The organism is Maritalea mobilis, assembly GCF_019800885.1.
In the GTDB taxonomy this organism is placed as follows: Bacteria; Pseudomonadota; Alphaproteobacteria; order Rhodobacterales; family Rhodobacteraceae; genus Roseibacterium; species Roseibacterium beibuensis.
In genome coordinates this window covers 106,824-122,406 of sequence record NZ_JAHVKE010000005.1, presented here as the reverse complement: position 1 = coordinate 122,406, position 15,583 = coordinate 106,824, and the positions used below count along the sequence as shown (strand labels likewise).

Sequence of the window (15,583 nt, the reverse complement as noted above, 5' to 3'; positions counted from 1 at the left end):
CGGCTTTGTCATTGGGCCGCTCACTCCTGCTCGGGGACGAGGATCTCGCGTTTGCCGACATGGTTGGCCGCGGACACAAGCCCCTGCTCTTCCATCTGTTCGACCAGCCGCGCGGCCTTGTTATAGCCGATCCCCAGCTTGCGCTGGATGTAGGAGGTCGAGCATTTGCGATCCTTCACCACGATGGCGACAGCCTGGTCGTAGAGTGCATCCTCGCCCGTGGTATTGCCCCCCGTGTTCAGGCCCAGGACCGCGTCGATATCGCTTTCCTTGTCCTCGTCGGGGCCGTCCAGAACGCTGGCGGCATAATCCGGCGGGCCGAAGCTCTTGAGGTGGCGGACGATTTCCTCCACCTCCTCGTCGCTGACGAAGGGACCATGCACGCGTGTGATCTTGGAGCCGCCCGCCATGTAAAGCATGTCGCCCATGCCCAGCAGTTGCTCGGCCCCCTGCTCGCCCAGGATGGTGCGGCTGTCGACCTTGGAGGTGACGTGGAAACTGATCCGCGTCGGGAAGTTCGCCTTGATCGTGCCGGTGATGACATCGACCGACGGGCGCTGCGTCGCCATGACAAGGTGGATGCCCGAGGCCCGCGCCATTTGCGCAAGGCGCTGGATGCAGGCCTCGATCTCCTTGCCGGCGACCATCATCAGGTCGGCCATCTCGTCGACGATCACGACGATATAGGGCATCTTCTCGGGCGCGAATTCCTCAGTCTCGAAGACGGGATCGCCGGTTTCGTCGTCGAACCCGGTCTGCACCGTGCGGCTGAACATCTCGCCCTTGGCCAGCGCATCGGCGACGCGGCCATTGTAGCCGTCGATGTTGCGCACCCCCATCTTCGACATCTTGCGATAGCGTTCTTCCATCTCGGCCACGACCCATTTCAGGGCGACGACCGCCTTTTTCGGGTCGGTCACGACCGGCGACAGAAGATGCGGAATGCCGTCATAGACGCTGAGTTCCAGCATCTTAGGGTCGATCATGATCATCCGGCAATCCTCGGGCGGCAGCTTGTACAGCAGGCTGAGGATCATGGTGTTGATCGCCACGGATTTACCCGAACCAGTCGTCCCCGCGATCAGGAGGTGGGGCATCTTGGCTAGGTTCGCGACGATCGGCTCGCCGCCGATATCCTTGCCCAAGGCTAACGGCAGTTTCTGCGTCCCGTCGCCGAATTCGCGGCTCGACAGGATCTCGCGCAGGACAACTTTTTCGCGGTGCTGGTTCGGCAATTCGATCCCGATGACCGAGCGCCCCGGCACGGTGGAAACACGTGCCGACAGCGCCGACATGGAGCGCGCGATATCGTCGGCCAGACCGATCACGCGGCTCGCCTTCAGGCCCGGGGCCGGTTCCAACTCGTACATGGTCACGACGGGGCCGGGCCGGACGCTGACGATCTCGCCCTTCACGCCGTAGTCATCCAGCACGTTTTCCAGCATCCGGGCGTTTTCCTCCAACGCCTCGTCGCTCAGGTGATGGCGCTGAATCGTGTCGGGGTTGGTCAGCAGGGTCAGCGGCGGGAACTCGAAGACCTCGGCCTGCGGCTGCAACGGCAAGGACGGCTGCGCCTCGGCCACCGCGCGACGCGACGGGGCCGTCTGGCGCTTCATCGCGTGCTGCACGACGCGGCGCTGCAACTCGGTCCCTCCGGCGGCGCGGGGCGCAGGGGCGGCCGGGGCAACCGGCTCGGTCCCGTCCTCGGCAAACAGGTTCTCGTCATCGAGCCCGGTATCGTCCACCACGTCCTGGGCGCCCTGGGGCACATGCGCGGCGGTCAGCGGCGGCTCGGCCCGCAGCGCGGGGGACTGCACAACGCGCGACGGCGCCGCTGACGGAAGCGGGCCCGCCTGCAACCGGCGCTGCGCCGCAGCCGCCACCGGGCTGGGCCGGCGCACACGATTGCGGATCACGTCCGAGATCTTGGCGCGGATACGGTCCTCGTCCGGGGCTTCGATGTCGTCCGGGGCACGGAAGCTGCGCTCGGGCAGTTCCGGCTCCAGCATCTCGGGCTGAGGCTCGCGGGGGCGCAACAGCGGCACGCGGGACAACAGGCCACCGCCCCGGCGCAGGGGCGGTTCGTCCTCGTAAAGGGCCGGGTCCTCGTCGCGCGGCGCACGGCGCAGCGAGAAACCACGCGACGGTGCAACGTCGCCGTCTGCCTCGTCATACCCGTCATCCTCGTAGGCCACACCCCGCTCCGCCATCCGCGCGGCCCGCGCATCGCGCAATTGCCCGGCGGCCTGACCGGCCCCACGGCCCAACCCGCGCAGCGCCGCCGTCACCATCGCGCCCGAGGTGAACAAGCCGATCAGCAAAAAGCGCAGGCCAAGGCGCATCTCGCCCCGGCTGGTGCCGACCACATAGAGCATCAGGCCAAGTCCCGCGACGAAGGCCAGTGCCGCCACCAGCTTCAGCCCCGCCTGCGGCCCCATCGGCAGCGCATTCAGAACAGCGCCCAGAACCGTGTCGCCGAACAGACCGCCAAGGCCGAAACTATGCGTCCACCCCTCGGGCGGCACGTGGCTGGCCGCGTAGATCGAGGCCAGCGCCAGCGCGATCGGCAGGAACAGGATACGGGCCAGGGCGCGCTCGGAGCCGGTATGCAGCAAGAACCGCAACCCCCAGGCGAAACAGCCAATGGGCAGGGCAAGCGCGCCATAGCCCACGATCATCATCAGGATCGCCGCGATCGAGGCCCCGGTCCGCCCCATCAGGTTTTGTGGCGGGGCGTCGGTCGCCGCCATCCAGTTGGGATCTTCCGGCGTATAGGAAATCAACATCGCGCTCAGCGCGATCCCGAGGGCCACCAGAACAAAGCCGATCATCTCCTGCCCGCGTCGCACGAGGGCGGCCTGCATCTCGTCATCCAGCAGGGGATCGCGCTGTCTTGTCTGGTAAGCCATCTCTGTCGTTCCTCAATCGTACAGCGTCTTGCGCAGCCGGATCAGGCCGCGACGCATTTCTTCTTTTTCCGCCACCATCGCGACGCGGATCCGGTCCGCGCCGGGGGTGATCCCCTCGACTTCGCGCGCAAGGTAATGGCCGGGCAGCACGCGCACCCCGGTCTCGCGCCACAAGCGCAGCGTCGCCGCCTCGGCATCGTCCACCGGCAGCCACAGGAAGAACCCCGCCGCGGGGCCACGGTAACCGGGGACGCCCTCCAGCACCTCGTCGGCGATGGCGTATTTCTCCTGGTAGAGGGCGCGGTTCACCTCGACATGGGCCTCGTCGCTCCACGCACGCTCGGCCACCGCCTGCAGCGGCAGGGGCAGCGGCGCGCCCGCATAATTCCGAAGCTGCTTCAGCCGCGCGATGCTTTCCTCGCCCCCGGCGGCAAAGCCGGAGCGTAGACCGGGCATGTTCGACCGCTTGGACAGCGAGTGGAAAATTACCACGCGCTCGGGGTCGGCGCCGGTGTCGCCTGCGACCTGCAATGCACCGACAGGCGGCGTATCGCGGTAGATCTCGGAATAGCACTCGTCGGCGAAAATGCGGAAATCGTGCTTTTCGGCCAGCACCAGAAGGTCCGTCCAATAGGCCCGGTCCGCCACGGCCCCCTGCGGGTTCGCGGGCGAGCAGATATAGGCCACCGCCATGCGGTCCAGCACATCCGTGGGCAGCCCTGCGAAATCGGGCAGGTTCCCGGTTTCATCCGTCGCCGGCACATAGACCGGCTCGGCCCCCACCGCGAGGGCCGCCACGGCGTAGACCTGGTAGAACGGGTTCGGCATCGCCACGACGGGCTGTTTGCCACCCTTGGTTTCCGGGCACAGCGCAAGGCAGGCATTGAATAGCCCCTCGCGCGTGCCATTCAGCGGCAGGATCTGGCGATCCGCGGCAACGCTGACGCCATAGCGCCGCGCGATCCAGCACGCGATGGCCGACTGCAACGCGGGCGTGCCGTCATTCGGCGGGTAGCGTCCGAACCCCTCAAGGCTGTCGGCGATGACGTCACCGACCCATTCGGGAAAGCCGTGGCGCGGCTCGCCAATGGTCATCAGGATCGGCTCGTCGCCCGGCTGATGGACGTCGAGAAGCTTCCGCAAACGCGGAAACGCGTAATCTGGCAGGTTCGAAAACCGCTCGGGAAACACCATGTCTGCCTCAAAGATCCGGGATCATTGCGCCCCGGTTTCAAGGCAATCTACCTTGGCCCCGCCGCATCTGTCCAGAAAAAGGACTGCGTTTGCGGCGGGATGTGGCCCTCAGGCCAGTGCGGCTTCGGCGGCCGCACCAAGGCGCAGCAGGCGTTCCTCGGCCATCGGCGGGCACAGCATCATCACCCCGGTCGAGGGCACACCCGTCGGCAAAGTCAGGCCACACAGGCCCATCAGGTTGCCGACGCGGGTGTTGCGCAAGGTCAGCAAGTTCTCGGTGACGTAATATTCGGTGTCCGTCATCAGCCGCCGCGTGTCGGGCGGCAGGTTCGGTACCGTCGGCAACAACACGGCGTCATAGAATGCCGTTTGCGCCAGCCAGCTTTCGCGGATCGCCTCCAGCCGTTGCCATGCGGCGACGAAATCGGGGGCCGACACCTCGGCCCCACCCCGGAACCGTTCGAGGATGCGGGCGAACATCTTGTCGGGCGCGGCTTCGATCACATCCTTCCACGTCCCGTAGGCCTCGGGCGCGAACAGAACCCCGGCAAGGTCCATCGCCTCTTCGATGCCGTCGACCGTGCCCGTCTCGATCCGCGCGCCGGCCTTGGCCAACCGCTCAAGAGCCGAGGCAAACCCTTGGCCCGGTGCCTCGCGCACATCGGAGGTGTAGGGCTCCAGCACAAGGAACCGCCGCCCCTCCAGCGTTGCGCCCCGCAGATCGGGGGCCTTTCCGCCCTCCATCACCGCCAGCAGTTGCGCGCAATCTTCGACCGTGCGGCAGAGCGGGCCGACCGTGTCGAACCGAGCAGCCAGCGGCACCACGCCCTTCAGCGACAGCCGCCCCGAGGTGGTCTTGAGCCCCACGAGGTCATTCCACGCCGCAGGCACCCGCACCGATCCGCCCGTGTCAGACCCGATCCCCGCCGCCGCCAATCCATAGCCGACCGAGGTCGCCGCGCCCGAGGACGACCCCCCCGGGATCAGTGCCGGATCGTTCACGTTGGGCGGCGTGCCCGCCTCGACGCTGCCGCGATAGGCCGGGTTCAGGCCCAGCCCTGAGAACGCCAGTTCGGACATATGAGTCTTGCCCAGGCAGACCAGACCCTCGCGCGTCGCCCGCGCCAGAACCTCGGCATCGGCCTCGGGCACGCGCCCCTCCAACAGGGCCGAGCCCGCCTCGGTCACCACGCCTGCGCTGTCGAACAGGTCCTTCCAGCTGATCGGCACGCCATCCAGCATCCCGCGCCGCACGCCATTCTTCGCACGTTCACCCGCCGCCGCGGCCTCGGCCCGGGCGCGCTCCGGCGTCAGGACGGTATAGATCCGGTCGGTAAACTCATGCCCGTCGCAGGCCGCGAGATAGACCTCGGTCAACTCCACCGGGTCGATCTGACCCGCCCCGATCCCGCGCCCCAGGTCACAGGCGCTCATCCATCGCCACTCGTCCATGTCTCACCCTCCGGCCCCGCCACGTTGTCGCGGGCGACGCTAGCGACCGCGCGCGGCATGGACAATCCCCGGCGCCGCGCCATAGTCAGGCGCATGACCCATGATGCCGATGTCCTGATCGTCGGCGGCGGGCTGAACGGCCCGGCGCTTGCCCTTTCCCTCGCCACTGCCGGGATCTCCTCGGCGGTGATCGATGCCCTGCCCGAGGATACCCGCGAAAGCGACACGTTCGACGGGCGGTCCTACGCGCTTGCCCTGGCCTCGGTCCGGATGCTCTCCGCATTGGGGCTGTGGGACGGGTTGGAGGATCACGCCCAACCCATCCTCGAGATCAAGGCCAGCGACGGACGCCCCGGCGAAGGGCCTGCGCCCTTCTTCCTGCATTTCGACCATGCCGAGATCGAGGAAGGCCCGATGGGCCACATGATAGAGGATCGCTACCTGCGCCGCGCGCTTCTCGGGGCGATGGACGCCAACCCGCAGATCACCCACATGCCGGACAGCATGGTCACCGCGCAAGAGGTCGACACGACCGGCGCGCGCCTGACGCTGGCCGATGGCCGCGCCCTGTCCGGCCAGATCATCGTCGGCGCGGACGGGCGGCGCAGCGGCACCGCCGAACGCGCGGGCATCAAGCGCACCGGCTGGGATTACGGGCAAACCGCGCTGGTCTGCGCCATCGGGCACGAGCTGCCCCACAACGGCATCGCGCATCAGTTCTTCATGCCGGCCGGGCCGCTGGCCATCCTGCCCCTGCCCGGCAATCGCTGTTCCATCGTCTGGTCGGAAACCCACGCCCGCGCGGCCGAGATCCAGGCGCTGGATGACGCGGCCTATCTCGACGTGCTGCGCCCCCGCTTCGGCGATTTCCTTGGAGATATCCACCTTGCCGGCAAGCGCTTCACCTACCCGCTGAACCTGACCATCGCCAACGCCTTCGTGGCCGAGCGCCTCGCCCTGATTGGGGATGCCGCGCACGGGGTACACCCCATCGCCGGGCAGGGCCTGAACCTCGGGCTGCGCGACGTGGGCGCACTGGCCGAGGTGCTGGCCGACGCCAAGCGCCGGGGCGAGGATTTCGCGCGCCTGGACGTGCTGGAACGCTACCAATCCTGGCGGCGCTTCGACACGGCGGCGATGGCCGTGGCGACCGATGCGTTCAACAAGCTGTTCTCGAACGACAATCCGATCCTGCGGGTTGCGCGCGATATCGGGATGGGGGCCGTGCAATCCATGCCGGGCCTGCGCCGCCGCTTTATCCGCGAGGCCGCCGGCCTGACCGGCGACGTGCCGCGCCTGTTGCAGGGCCGCCCGCTCTGACATGGCGGGCGCAGGTCAGTCCAGCTTGCGCGCTTCTTCTTCCAGCATGATCGGGATGCCGCCGCGGATCGGGTAGGCCAGATGCGCCGCCTTCGACACCAACTCGTTGCGTTCGGCATCGTAGCTGAGCGTGGCATGGGTCAACGGGCAGACCAGCGCCTCCAGCATCCGGCGATCCAGCGGCGTGTCGGCCTTTTGGCCCTGATCGTTCGGCTCCGTGTCCCTCATTGCATCGTCTCCTCGTCCGAGCCGCCGCGCAGGGCGAACTCGATCAAGGTCACCAGCGTTTCGCGACGCGTGGACAGCGATGGCGCCTCCAACAGCGCCTGCTTTTCCTCGGGGTCGAAGGGGCACAGCATCGACAGCGAATTGATCAGCAACTCGTCCTCGGCCTCTTTCAGGCTGTCCCAATCGGTCGACAGGTTCATCGCGTCGAAATACCGGCCCAGCAGGTCGAGGAAGGCCTCGCGCTGGAAGTTCGGATCATGCTCGGTCGGGCCGAGATCGGCGTCGAACCCGTCCCAGGATACGTCACAGCGGCGATAGGGCGTGAATCCCGCGACCTCTTCGTTGACACGGAACCGCGACATTCCCGCCAGCGTGATCATGTAGCGCCCATCCTCGGTTTCCGAGAATTGCGTCACACGCCCGGCGCAGCCAATCGAATGCAGGCGCTTTTCCGTGCTGCCCGGCACCTCGCGCGGCTGTACCATGCCGATCAGCCGGTGCGAGGTTTTCAGCGTATCATCCAGCATCGCGAGGTATCGCGGCTCGAAGATATGCAAGGGCAACCGGGTGCGCGGCAGAAGCAGCGCACCGGGCAGGGGAAAGACCGGAATGGTCTGGGGCAGATCGGCGGGTTTGATCATACCGCGCCACCTAGCCTTTTGCGGGCCTCAGGCAAATATCATCGAGCTCAATTTGCGACGGCCATGCAGCGCGATCGGATCCTGCGGCTTGAGCGCGTCGAAAATGGTGAAGAGCTGCGTCTTCGCGGCCCCGTCATTCCACTCGCGATCACGCCGGAACAGCTCCAGCAACTGCTCGACCGCCTGTTCGACCTCGCCTGCCGCATGGAGCGCCTTGGCGTAGTCGAACCGCGCCTGGTGATCGTCCGGGTTGGCCTCGACCGCGGCAGCCAGTTCCGTCAGCGGGCCTGCGTTCTCGGCCTGATGCGCCAGATCGAGTTGGGCGCGCGCGGCCTCGATCTCGGGGGCTTTGGCGATCTCGGCGGGGGCGTTGTTCAGCAGCGCCTCGGCCTGGTCCAGTTGACCCATGGCGATATGCGCGCGAGCCAGTCCGCCCATCGCAGCGGCATTGGCCGGGTCTTCGCCCAGGATCGCGGCAAAGGTCTGCGCGGCATCCGCCACGGCACCTTGGCCCAGCATTTCTTCGGCGGCCTCCAGCGCTTCGGACAGGCCCCCGTCCCCGGCCATCGCGGCCAGCTTGGTCACGAATTCGGTGATCTGGCTTTGCGGCACGGCGCCCTGGAACCCGTCGACCGGCTGGCCCTGCCAGAAGGCATAGACCGTCGGGATCGACTGCACCCGCAACTGGCCGGCGACCGCCTGGTTCTCGTCGACATTGACCTTGACCATGCGCACCTTGCCGCCCGCGGCCTGCACCGCGGCCTCAAGCTGCGGTCCCAGCGTCTTGCAGGGGCCGCACCACGGCGCCCAGAAATCGACGATCACCGGCACCTCTTTCGAGGCTTCGACCACGTCGGCCATGAAGGTCTGGTCGGTGCCGTCCTTGACCAGGTCACCGGCGGCGGGTTGCGGGTTGGATTGCCCAAGCTCGATCATCGCTTGTCTCCGTCAAATATGCGTTTGCCCTTATATGCGTCCGGGCAGCGCCCGCGCCAAGGGTTGGTTACAGGTCGAATGTCGCGAAAACCGGGGCGTGGTCGCTGGGTTTCTCCCATCCGCGCGCCTCGCGCAACACGCGGCTGGAATGCGCCGCATTCGAAATATCGGGCGTAGCCCAGACGTGATCCAGCCGACGCCCCTTGTCCGCCGCATCCCAATCGCGCGCCCGGTAGGACCACCAGCTATAGAGCAGCCCCTCGGGAATGTCTTGGCGTGTGACGTCGACCCAGTTGGCGGCCTCCTGCACCTCGGCCATGTGCTCGACCTCGATGGGGGTGTGGCTGACCACCTTCAGCAACTGCTTGTGCGACCACACGTCATCCTCGCGCGGGGCGATGTTCAGATCCCCCACCAAGATCGCCTTCTCGGGCCGGTCTTCGCCGAACCAGTCCCGCATCTCGGTCAGGAAATCCAGCTTGTGGCCAAATTTCTCGTTCACCTCGCGGTCGGCGACGTCACCGCCCGCGGGCACGTAGAAATTATGGATGGTCACGCCGTTTTCCAGCCGCGCCGCCACGTGCCGCGCGTCGCCCTTGCCGACGAAATCGCGATGGCCCACATCCTCAAGCGGCAAGCGCGACAGGATCGCCACGCCGTTATATCCCTTCTGCCCGCGCGCAACCATGTGGGTGTAGCCCTGCGCGGCGAACACCTCGGCGGGGATCTTGTCCACCGGGCTTTTGCATTCCTGCAGGCACAGCACGTCCGGCCCTTCCTCGCGCAGGAGCTTGCACACGAGATCGGCCCGCAGCCGGACCGAGTTGATGTTCCACGTGGCAAGGGTGAAGGGCATGGGCAGGCTCCGATGGCGTCTGGATCAGGGCGCGACCCTATCCGCGCGCCGTGCCATCCTCAACACGGGCGGCATGGAAAAAAAGAAAGGCCCGAACGCGATGTCCGGGCCAAGTCCAACAGGGAGGTAATGGAATGAATCTAAGCCACAACCCAAGGTTGCACGTTGACCCAGATCAAACCCGTTTCGCGGGCATTCATGCCACGAGGCGATAGCCCCCCGATTCCGTCACCAGCAGGCGCGCGTTCGACGGATCGGGCTCGATCTTCTGGCGCAGACGGTAAATGTGGGTCTCCAGCGTGTGCGTGGTCACACCGGCGTTGTAGCCCCAGACCTCGTGCAGCAGCACGTCACGGGGCACCACGCCGGACTGCGCGCGGTACAGGAATTTCAGGATGTTCGTCTCTTTCTCGGTCAGGCGAACCTTCCTGTTGTCCTCGGTCTCCAGCATCTTCATCGCAGGCTTGAACGTGTATGGCCCCAGCTGGAAGACGGCATCTTCCGACTGCTCGTGCTGACGCAGTTGCGCGCGGATGCGGGCCAGGAGAACCGGGAAGCGGAACGGCTTGGTGACATAGTCGTTCGCGCCGGCATCCAGCCCGAGGATCGTATCGGCGTCGCTGTCATGGCCCGTCAGCATCAGGATCGGGCATTTCACGCCCTGCTTGCGCATCAGGCGGCACAATTCACGGCCATCGGTATCCGGCAGACCCACGTCGAGGATCACGAGGTCGTAGATACCCTCCTTGGCCTTTTCCATCGCCGAACTGCCCGAGTCGGCCTCGAACACGTCGAAATCCTCGGTCATCACCAGCTGTTCGGACAAGGCCTCGCGCAGGTCGTCATCGTCGTCGACCAGCAGGATCTTTCGCAACGTGGCCATCTTGGCACCTCCCGTATTTGCTTGTCTTGCCAGCCGAAATGCGTAGCGCTCGCGCCAAAGACAAGAAATCGCAATCAAATCTCACGCAGGCGTGTCGGGAAACGGGGGAATGTTTCAAATCCTGTCACGCCGCGCTAAGTGAGACGGGCAACAACCGGCGAAACCATGACCCTGATCCCCACCCAGGCCGAACGGATGGCGCGCGCACGCTCTGACCTGCGCGTGGGCCTGCCTATCGTTTTGGGAGAGGGGCAAGGCGGGCTGCTGGTGCTGGCCGCCGAAACCGCGCGTGCCGATCGCCTCGCCGCCCTGCGCGAGCTGTCCGACCGCATCACCGTGGCCATCACCGAACGCCGCGCCGCGACCCTCAGGGCGCGCGCCTATGACGGTGATCTTGCCCGCGTCATCATGCCGACCGAGGCCGACGCGCACTGGCTGCGCGACCTGGCCGACCCGGCCCGCGACCTGATCGCGCCGATGAAAGGCCCGCTGATGACCGAGCGCGAAGGCGACGCGGGCCCCTATCGCCTCGCCATATTGCTGGCGAAATCGGCGCAGCTTCTGCCCGCCGTGGTCACGGCCCCGATTGCCGACCCCGCGGGCTTCGCCGCCGCCCATGACCTGACCCGTCTGACCGCTGAAATGGCCGCCGAGGACCTGGCGCGGCACCACCCGCTTTTGCCGGTCGCCGCCGCGCGCCTGCCGATGGAGGCAAGCGAGGCCGGGCGCCTGCACATTTTTCGCCCCGACAACGGCGGGGTCGAGCATTACGCGATCGAGATCGGGCAACCCGACCGCGATGCGCCCGTTCTCGCCCGGTTGCACTCCGCCTGCTTCACCGGCGACGTGCTGGGCAGCTTGAAATGCGATTGCGGCCCGCAACTCCGCACAGCGCTGGCCGAGATGGGGCGGCAAGGCGCAGGCGTGCTGCTCTATCTCAACCAGGAAGGGCGCGGCATCGGCCTGGCGAACAAGATGCGCGCCTATTCCCTGCAGGATCAGGGGTTCGACACGGTCGAGGCGAACCACCGGCTCGGCTTCGAGGATGACGAACGCGATTTCCGGATCGGGGCCGATATCCTGCGGCGCATGGGGTTCGGCGCGGTGCGGCTGATGACGAACAATCCCCGCAAGGTCGAGATGATGGAAGGCGAGGGCATCACCGTGACCGAACGCGTGCCGCTGGTCACCGGCACGAATCGCCACAATGCCCACTACCTTCAGACCAAGGCCAGGAAATCAGGGCATCTGCTTTAGGCGTGTCTTGCCGCCTGTGTTAGGCTTTCTCCAATCAATAGGGAGGATCGAGACATGCCGAAGGGCTATATCGTGGCGAATATCCGGACCGATGACATGGACGGAATGAAACGATTTGCCGAAGCCTCGGCGCCGGTGATCGCCGAATATGGCGGGCGGGTGCTGGCCCGCGATCCGTCGCCGGACAACCGCGAAGGCTCGGTCGGTGGGATCTCTGTTCTTGTCGAATTCGACGATGTGGAAACGGCGCGGCGGTTTTACGAGTCCGCCGGCTACACCTCGGCCAAGGCGATCCGCGAGGCGATTGCGGATACCGATCTGCGCATCGTTTCCGGCGTCTGAGGAACGGAGTTTCAAGCGTGACACCAACCGACATGGTCCTGACCCCCATGGGCCTTCGTTTCATGGGGCATGTCTTTCCCTGCACCATCGGGCGCGGCGGCGTCCGGTCTGACAAGCGCGAAGGCGATGGGGCCACGCCGGTGGGCACGCATCGTATTGTCGGGTGCCTGTACCGCCCGGACCGGATGGCGCGGCCCTGCGACTGGGCGGTGCCGGTCGGGCCGCGCGACCTCTGGTCGGACGATGTCCGCGATGACGACTACAACCTGATGGTGCGCGCACCGCATCCGTTCAGCCACGAATCGCTGTGCCGGGCCGATCCGCTCTATGATCTGGTGCTTCTGACCGACTGGAACTGGCCCCGTGCCGAGAAAGGGCGGGGATCGGCGATTTTCATCCACCGCTGGCGCGCGCCGGGCCGCCCGACCGAGGGATGCATCGGCCTCAACCCCGTGCATCTGCGCTGGATCGTGGAGCGTGTCGGCTTTCAGACGCGGTTGATCGTTCCGGAAAGCCTGGCCGGATAAGGGGGCGGCGGGACCAGTCCCGCCCTACGCGTAGACGCGCTCTCCGAAAATGGCCGAACCGACGCGAACATGGGTCGCGCCGAATTTCACCGCTTTCTCGAAATCCGCCGACATGCCCATCGACAGGCCATCCAGCCCATTGCGCTCTGCGATCTTGGCCAGCAGCGCGAAATGCAGGCTCGCTTCTTCCTCGACCGGGGGGATGCACATCAGGCCCTTTACGGGAAGGTCCATCTTGCGCGCCTCGGCGATGAACGCGTCGGCCTCGGCGGGCAGGCACCCCGCTTTCTGCGGTTCCTCGCCCGTGTTCACCTGGATGAACAGGTCGGGGCAGGTGCCGCGTTCCTGTGCCAGGCGCGCAAAGGTATTGGCCAGTTTCGGGCGGTCCAGCGTGTGGATGGCGTCGAACATCTCGACCGCCTGCCGCGCCTTGTTGGTCTGAAGCGGCCCGATCAGGTGCAGCTCGATCCCGTCATAGCGCGCTTGGAACTGGGGCCAGCGGCCCTGCGCCTCCTGCACGCGATTCTCGCCGAAGATGCGGTGACCTTCCCCCAGGACCGCCTCCACCCGCTCGGGCGGCTGCACCTTGCTGACGGCGATCAGCGTGACAGAGCCGGGCGCGCGGCCCGCATCGGCCACGGCAGTATCAAGTCGGGATTGGATATCGCTCAGCGCCATGGGGGCTTTTGGCCATAAAGCGACCGCGACCGCAAGCCTTCGGTCAGAACCGCAGGCGGTAGCGCAGCGCGATGGCCTCGGAGCCCGGGTTCACATCGTCGAGCCCGCCATTCGACAGGTGATCGATGCTCAGGATCATGGCGCCCCGGTCGGACACGTTCCACCCCAGCCCGAGAAGAGAGCGGAAATGCAGGTTGCCGCCAAGGACGGTGTCCCCTTCGACATAGTAGCCGGGCATGAAGCTCGCCTCGACGAACAGGGTCTCCGAAAGGTCGTAGTTCAGCGCGAAACCCGCGCCGAACCAGGCGTCGCCATCGGCATCGGCACGGCCCGCGGCGCCCCATGCGCCCGACCAGTTGCCAGACGAAAAGGCGGGCGCGCCGTGATACTCGGCAACCAGACCGACCCCACCCGTGTCGTAATCGGTCGTCACGCCCAGATCGAGGCTTTGCGCACTCGCGACGGAGGCGGCACAGGTCAGCATGGCGGCGGAAAGGGCGGCGGTCAGCTTCATGTCAGTCCCCGAAATTGCTTTGGCTTTGAAACGCCGGCATTCAGGCGGCCGGCACAAAAAGAGCGGGCACAAGGGCCCGCTCTTTCCGTATCGAGTGATCCGGATGGATCAGAACGACATGGCCAGACCGAACGAGTAGCCGGAGTCGCCATCACCCGCACCTTCGGTGTTGGTGCCGTAGCCGAAGTGGATGGCAGCACCGCCACCCAGGTCGTAGGCAGCAGCCAGGCCGAAGCCAGCCGATTCACCGAAGAAGTCGGAGTCATACACACCGTAGTTCACGCCGACCGAGATCGCGTCAACCGAGTAGCCAGCCGACAGGCCAACGTAGGTGCCGTCGAAGGTGCCGTTGAAGAACTCGTCGTTGAACTGCTCCAGCATGATGCCGCCTTCGAAGCCCGAGTCGAGCATGACGCCAGCGGTCATACCGATCAGGGTGTCTTCGGTGAACGAGTCGTAGGCGTAAGCCAGGCCGACTTCGGCCGAACCGCCGGAGAAGTCGAACTCATACGCACCACCGAGCTGGAAGACGTATTCGTCGCTGAAGTCGCTGATTTCGACCGACACGGCAACGCTGAAAGCGTCGAACGAGTAGTCGTAACGTGCGATCTGACCGTCGTAGAAACCGTCGAAGTTGTTGCCACCGTTGTAACCGTTGTGACCGGTTTCTTCGTCACCGATCGAGCCCGGGTTGCCGAAGTTCTCGGTCAGGACGCGGTCGTAGGCGCCGTCGGTGTCACCGATGGTGAAGGTGCCGAAATCGCCCGAGATGAAGACGGTGTAGTCAGCGAACTGGCCGTTGACGTTGTCGACCGGATCGTTGCCCTGCAGGCCCATGTCGGCGATGTCGTCTGCGTCGACGGTTGCGCCGAACTGCAGGCCACCATCGGTTTCACCGGTCATGGTGAAGCGGACATCGACAGACGTCAGGAACTGAGCTGCGTCGTCAGCCGGACCGTACAGATCGCCGCCCTGAAGACCCATTTCTGCGCCACCGGAGATGGCAACTTCGGCCGAAGCCACGCCAGCGGTCGCAACGAGTGCGGTCGTAGCGAAGAGAACCTTTTTCATGGTTGTTTCCCTCGTGTTCATATTCAAGGTGCACCTCAAAACGGATATCCGCATTGAGTATGCCTCTCTCTCGCCTGTCCCCCCCTTGATTGCAAGAAAGCGACACCGCCCCTCCTGATCTTGTCGGACTCGTGGTGCAGACATGCCACACCCCTCCTGCCGGGCCTTTTCCTGCTTGGGCTTGCCGCGAAAGGGGGGCTTCTGTAGCAAGGGGCGCACGCATAAGGGCGCGAGTTGTTGGAACACGGAAAGCGATGAACATGCAGCGGCAGCACATTGGGCGTATCGGAACGATTCTGGCGATTTCCCTGCTTTTGACGGGGTGCATCGGCGGTGGGGCCAACCGCGAACGGCAGAATGAACAGCTGCGTGAAGAAGGCCTGATCCTCGACGAAAACCGCGAAACGATCTTCGATCTCTTCAGCGGCGGCGACGATCCCAACACCTCGGTCGAGGTGAATCGCTACCTCTGGACCGCGGCCCTGGAAATCCTCGATTTCATGCCGATCGAGGCGGCGGACCCGTTCACGGGAATCATCGCCTATGGATACGGCACGCCGCCGGGCGGCGGCACCGCCTATCGCGCGACCGTCTACATCACCGACCCCGCGCTTGAGGCGCGCAGCCTGCGGGTCGCGCTTCAGACCCGCGGCGGGCCGGTCAGCCGCGACACCGCGCGCCAGATCGAAGACGCCATCCTGACGCGTGCGCGGCAGATTCGCATCCGCGACGGCGGCCTCTGACCCCGCGCACCTCTGGACCATGCGGCAAACGC

The 15,583-nt window shown here is 65.8% G+C and carries 16 protein-coding genes; 5 read left to right on the top strand and 11 right to left on the bottom strand.

The window, feature by feature from the left end; genetic code table 11:
• Positions 1 to 20: 20 nt before the first annotated feature.
• The 3 genes from KUV65_RS16525 to KUV65_RS16515 form a co-directional block, all read right to left on the bottom strand.
• A complete protein-coding gene (locus KUV65_RS16525; RefSeq protein WP_261331849.1) occupies positions 21 to 2,909 on the bottom strand; it encodes a DNA translocase FtsK in 2,889 nt (962 codons plus the stop codon).
• 12 nt (positions 2,910 to 2,921) lie between these two features.
• Positions 2,922 to 4,103, bottom strand: coding sequence for an aminotransferase class I/II-fold pyridoxal phosphate-dependent enzyme (locus tag KUV65_RS16520; protein WP_222191837.1), 1,182 nt, complete (start codon positions 4,101 to 4,103; stop codon positions 2,922 to 2,924).
• Between the two features lie 108 nt (positions 4,104 to 4,211).
• Positions 4,212 to 5,555 carry an amidase gene (locus tag KUV65_RS16515; protein WP_222191836.1) on the bottom strand — a complete coding sequence of 448 codons (1,344 nt, stop codon included), beginning with the start codon at positions 5,553 to 5,555 and terminating at the stop codon, positions 4,212 to 4,214.
• A 93-nt stretch (positions 5,556 to 5,648) separates the two neighbouring features.
• On the opposite strand from KUV65_RS16515, the gene KUV65_RS16510 reads away from it, so the two are divergent.
• Positions 5,649 to 6,875: an FAD-dependent monooxygenase gene (locus KUV65_RS16510; RefSeq protein ID WP_222191835.1), complete on the top strand. Its 1,227-nt coding sequence runs from the start codon at positions 5,649 to 5,651 to the stop codon at positions 6,873 to 6,875.
• 15 nt (positions 6,876 to 6,890) lie between these two features.
• On the opposite strand, the gene KUV65_RS16505 is transcribed toward KUV65_RS16510, so the two are convergent.
• The 5 genes from KUV65_RS16505 to KUV65_RS16485 form a co-directional block, all read right to left on the bottom strand.
• The gene (locus KUV65_RS16505; RefSeq protein WP_222191834.1) at positions 6,891 to 7,103 is read right to left on the bottom strand and encodes a Trm112 family protein; all 213 of its coding nucleotides are present in this window, start codon (positions 7,101 to 7,103) and stop codon (positions 6,891 to 6,893) included.
• The gene (locus KUV65_RS16500) at positions 7,100 to 7,744 is read right to left on the bottom strand and encodes an LON peptidase substrate-binding domain-containing protein (RefSeq protein ID WP_222191833.1); all 645 of its coding nucleotides are present in this window, start codon (positions 7,742 to 7,744) and stop codon (positions 7,100 to 7,102) included. The genes KUV65_RS16505 and KUV65_RS16500 overlap by 4 nt, the downstream gene beginning before the upstream one ends.
• A gap of 27 nt (positions 7,745 to 7,771) precedes the next feature.
• On the bottom strand, positions 7,772 to 8,680 hold the full coding sequence (trxA, locus tag KUV65_RS16495; protein WP_222191832.1) for a thioredoxin: 909 nt from the start codon (positions 8,678 to 8,680) through the stop codon (positions 7,772 to 7,774).
• Positions 8,681 to 8,747: 67 nt separating this feature from the next.
• Positions 8,748 to 9,536 carry an exodeoxyribonuclease III gene (locus KUV65_RS16490; RefSeq protein ID WP_222191831.1) on the bottom strand — a complete coding sequence of 263 codons (789 nt, stop codon included), beginning with the start codon at positions 9,534 to 9,536 and terminating at the stop codon, positions 8,748 to 8,750.
• A gap of 196 nt (positions 9,537 to 9,732) precedes the next feature.
• The gene (locus KUV65_RS16485) at positions 9,733 to 10,419 is read right to left on the bottom strand and encodes a response regulator transcription factor (RefSeq protein WP_222191830.1); all 687 of its coding nucleotides are present in this window, start codon (positions 10,417 to 10,419) and stop codon (positions 9,733 to 9,735) included.
• A 165-nt stretch (positions 10,420 to 10,584) separates the two neighbouring features.
• On the opposite strand from KUV65_RS16485, the gene ribA reads away from it, so the two are divergent.
• Genes ribA through KUV65_RS16470 form a run of 3 tightly spaced genes read left to right on the top strand, consistent with a single transcriptional unit; the run spans position 10,585 to position 12,545 of the window.
• Positions 10,585 to 11,676 carry a GTP cyclohydrolase II gene (gene ribA, locus KUV65_RS18225; RefSeq protein ID WP_222191829.1) on the top strand — a complete coding sequence of 364 codons (1,092 nt, stop codon included), beginning with the start codon at positions 10,585 to 10,587 and terminating at the stop codon, positions 11,674 to 11,676.
• A gap of 54 nt (positions 11,677 to 11,730) precedes the next feature.
• On the top strand, positions 11,731 to 12,018 hold the full coding sequence (locus tag KUV65_RS16475; RefSeq protein ID WP_222191828.1) for a DUF1330 domain-containing protein: 288 nt from the start codon (positions 11,731 to 11,733) through the stop codon (positions 12,016 to 12,018).
• Between the two features lie 17 nt (positions 12,019 to 12,035).
• Positions 12,036 to 12,545 (top strand): L,D-transpeptidase family protein, encoded by a 510-nt coding sequence (locus tag KUV65_RS16470; protein WP_222191827.1) that lies wholly within the window; start codon positions 12,036 to 12,038, stop codon positions 12,543 to 12,545.
• Positions 12,546 to 12,569: 24 nt separating this feature from the next.
• On the opposite strand, the gene KUV65_RS16465 is transcribed toward KUV65_RS16470, so the two are convergent.
• The 3 genes from KUV65_RS16465 to KUV65_RS16455 form a co-directional block, all read right to left on the bottom strand.
• Positions 12,570 to 13,223, bottom strand: a complete 654-nt coding sequence (locus KUV65_RS16465; RefSeq protein ID WP_222191826.1) for a YggS family pyridoxal phosphate-dependent enzyme — start codon at positions 13,221 to 13,223, stop codon at positions 12,570 to 12,572.
• 43 nt (positions 13,224 to 13,266) lie between these two features.
• Positions 13,267 to 13,737, bottom strand: coding sequence for an acyloxyacyl hydrolase (locus KUV65_RS16460; protein WP_222191825.1), 471 nt, complete (start codon positions 13,735 to 13,737; stop codon positions 13,267 to 13,269).
• Positions 13,738 to 13,845: 108 nt separating this feature from the next.
• Positions 13,846 to 14,808, bottom strand: coding sequence for a porin (locus KUV65_RS16455; RefSeq protein WP_222191824.1), 963 nt, complete (start codon positions 14,806 to 14,808; stop codon positions 13,846 to 13,848).
• A gap of 260 nt (positions 14,809 to 15,068) precedes the next feature.
• Here KUV65_RS16455 and KUV65_RS16450 point away from each other — a divergent pair, with 260 nt between their 5' ends.
• Entirely contained in the window at positions 15,069 to 15,551 is a 483-nt protein-coding gene (locus tag KUV65_RS16450; RefSeq protein WP_222191823.1) for a DUF3576 domain-containing protein, read from the top strand.
• Positions 15,552 to 15,583: the final 32 nt, after the last annotated feature.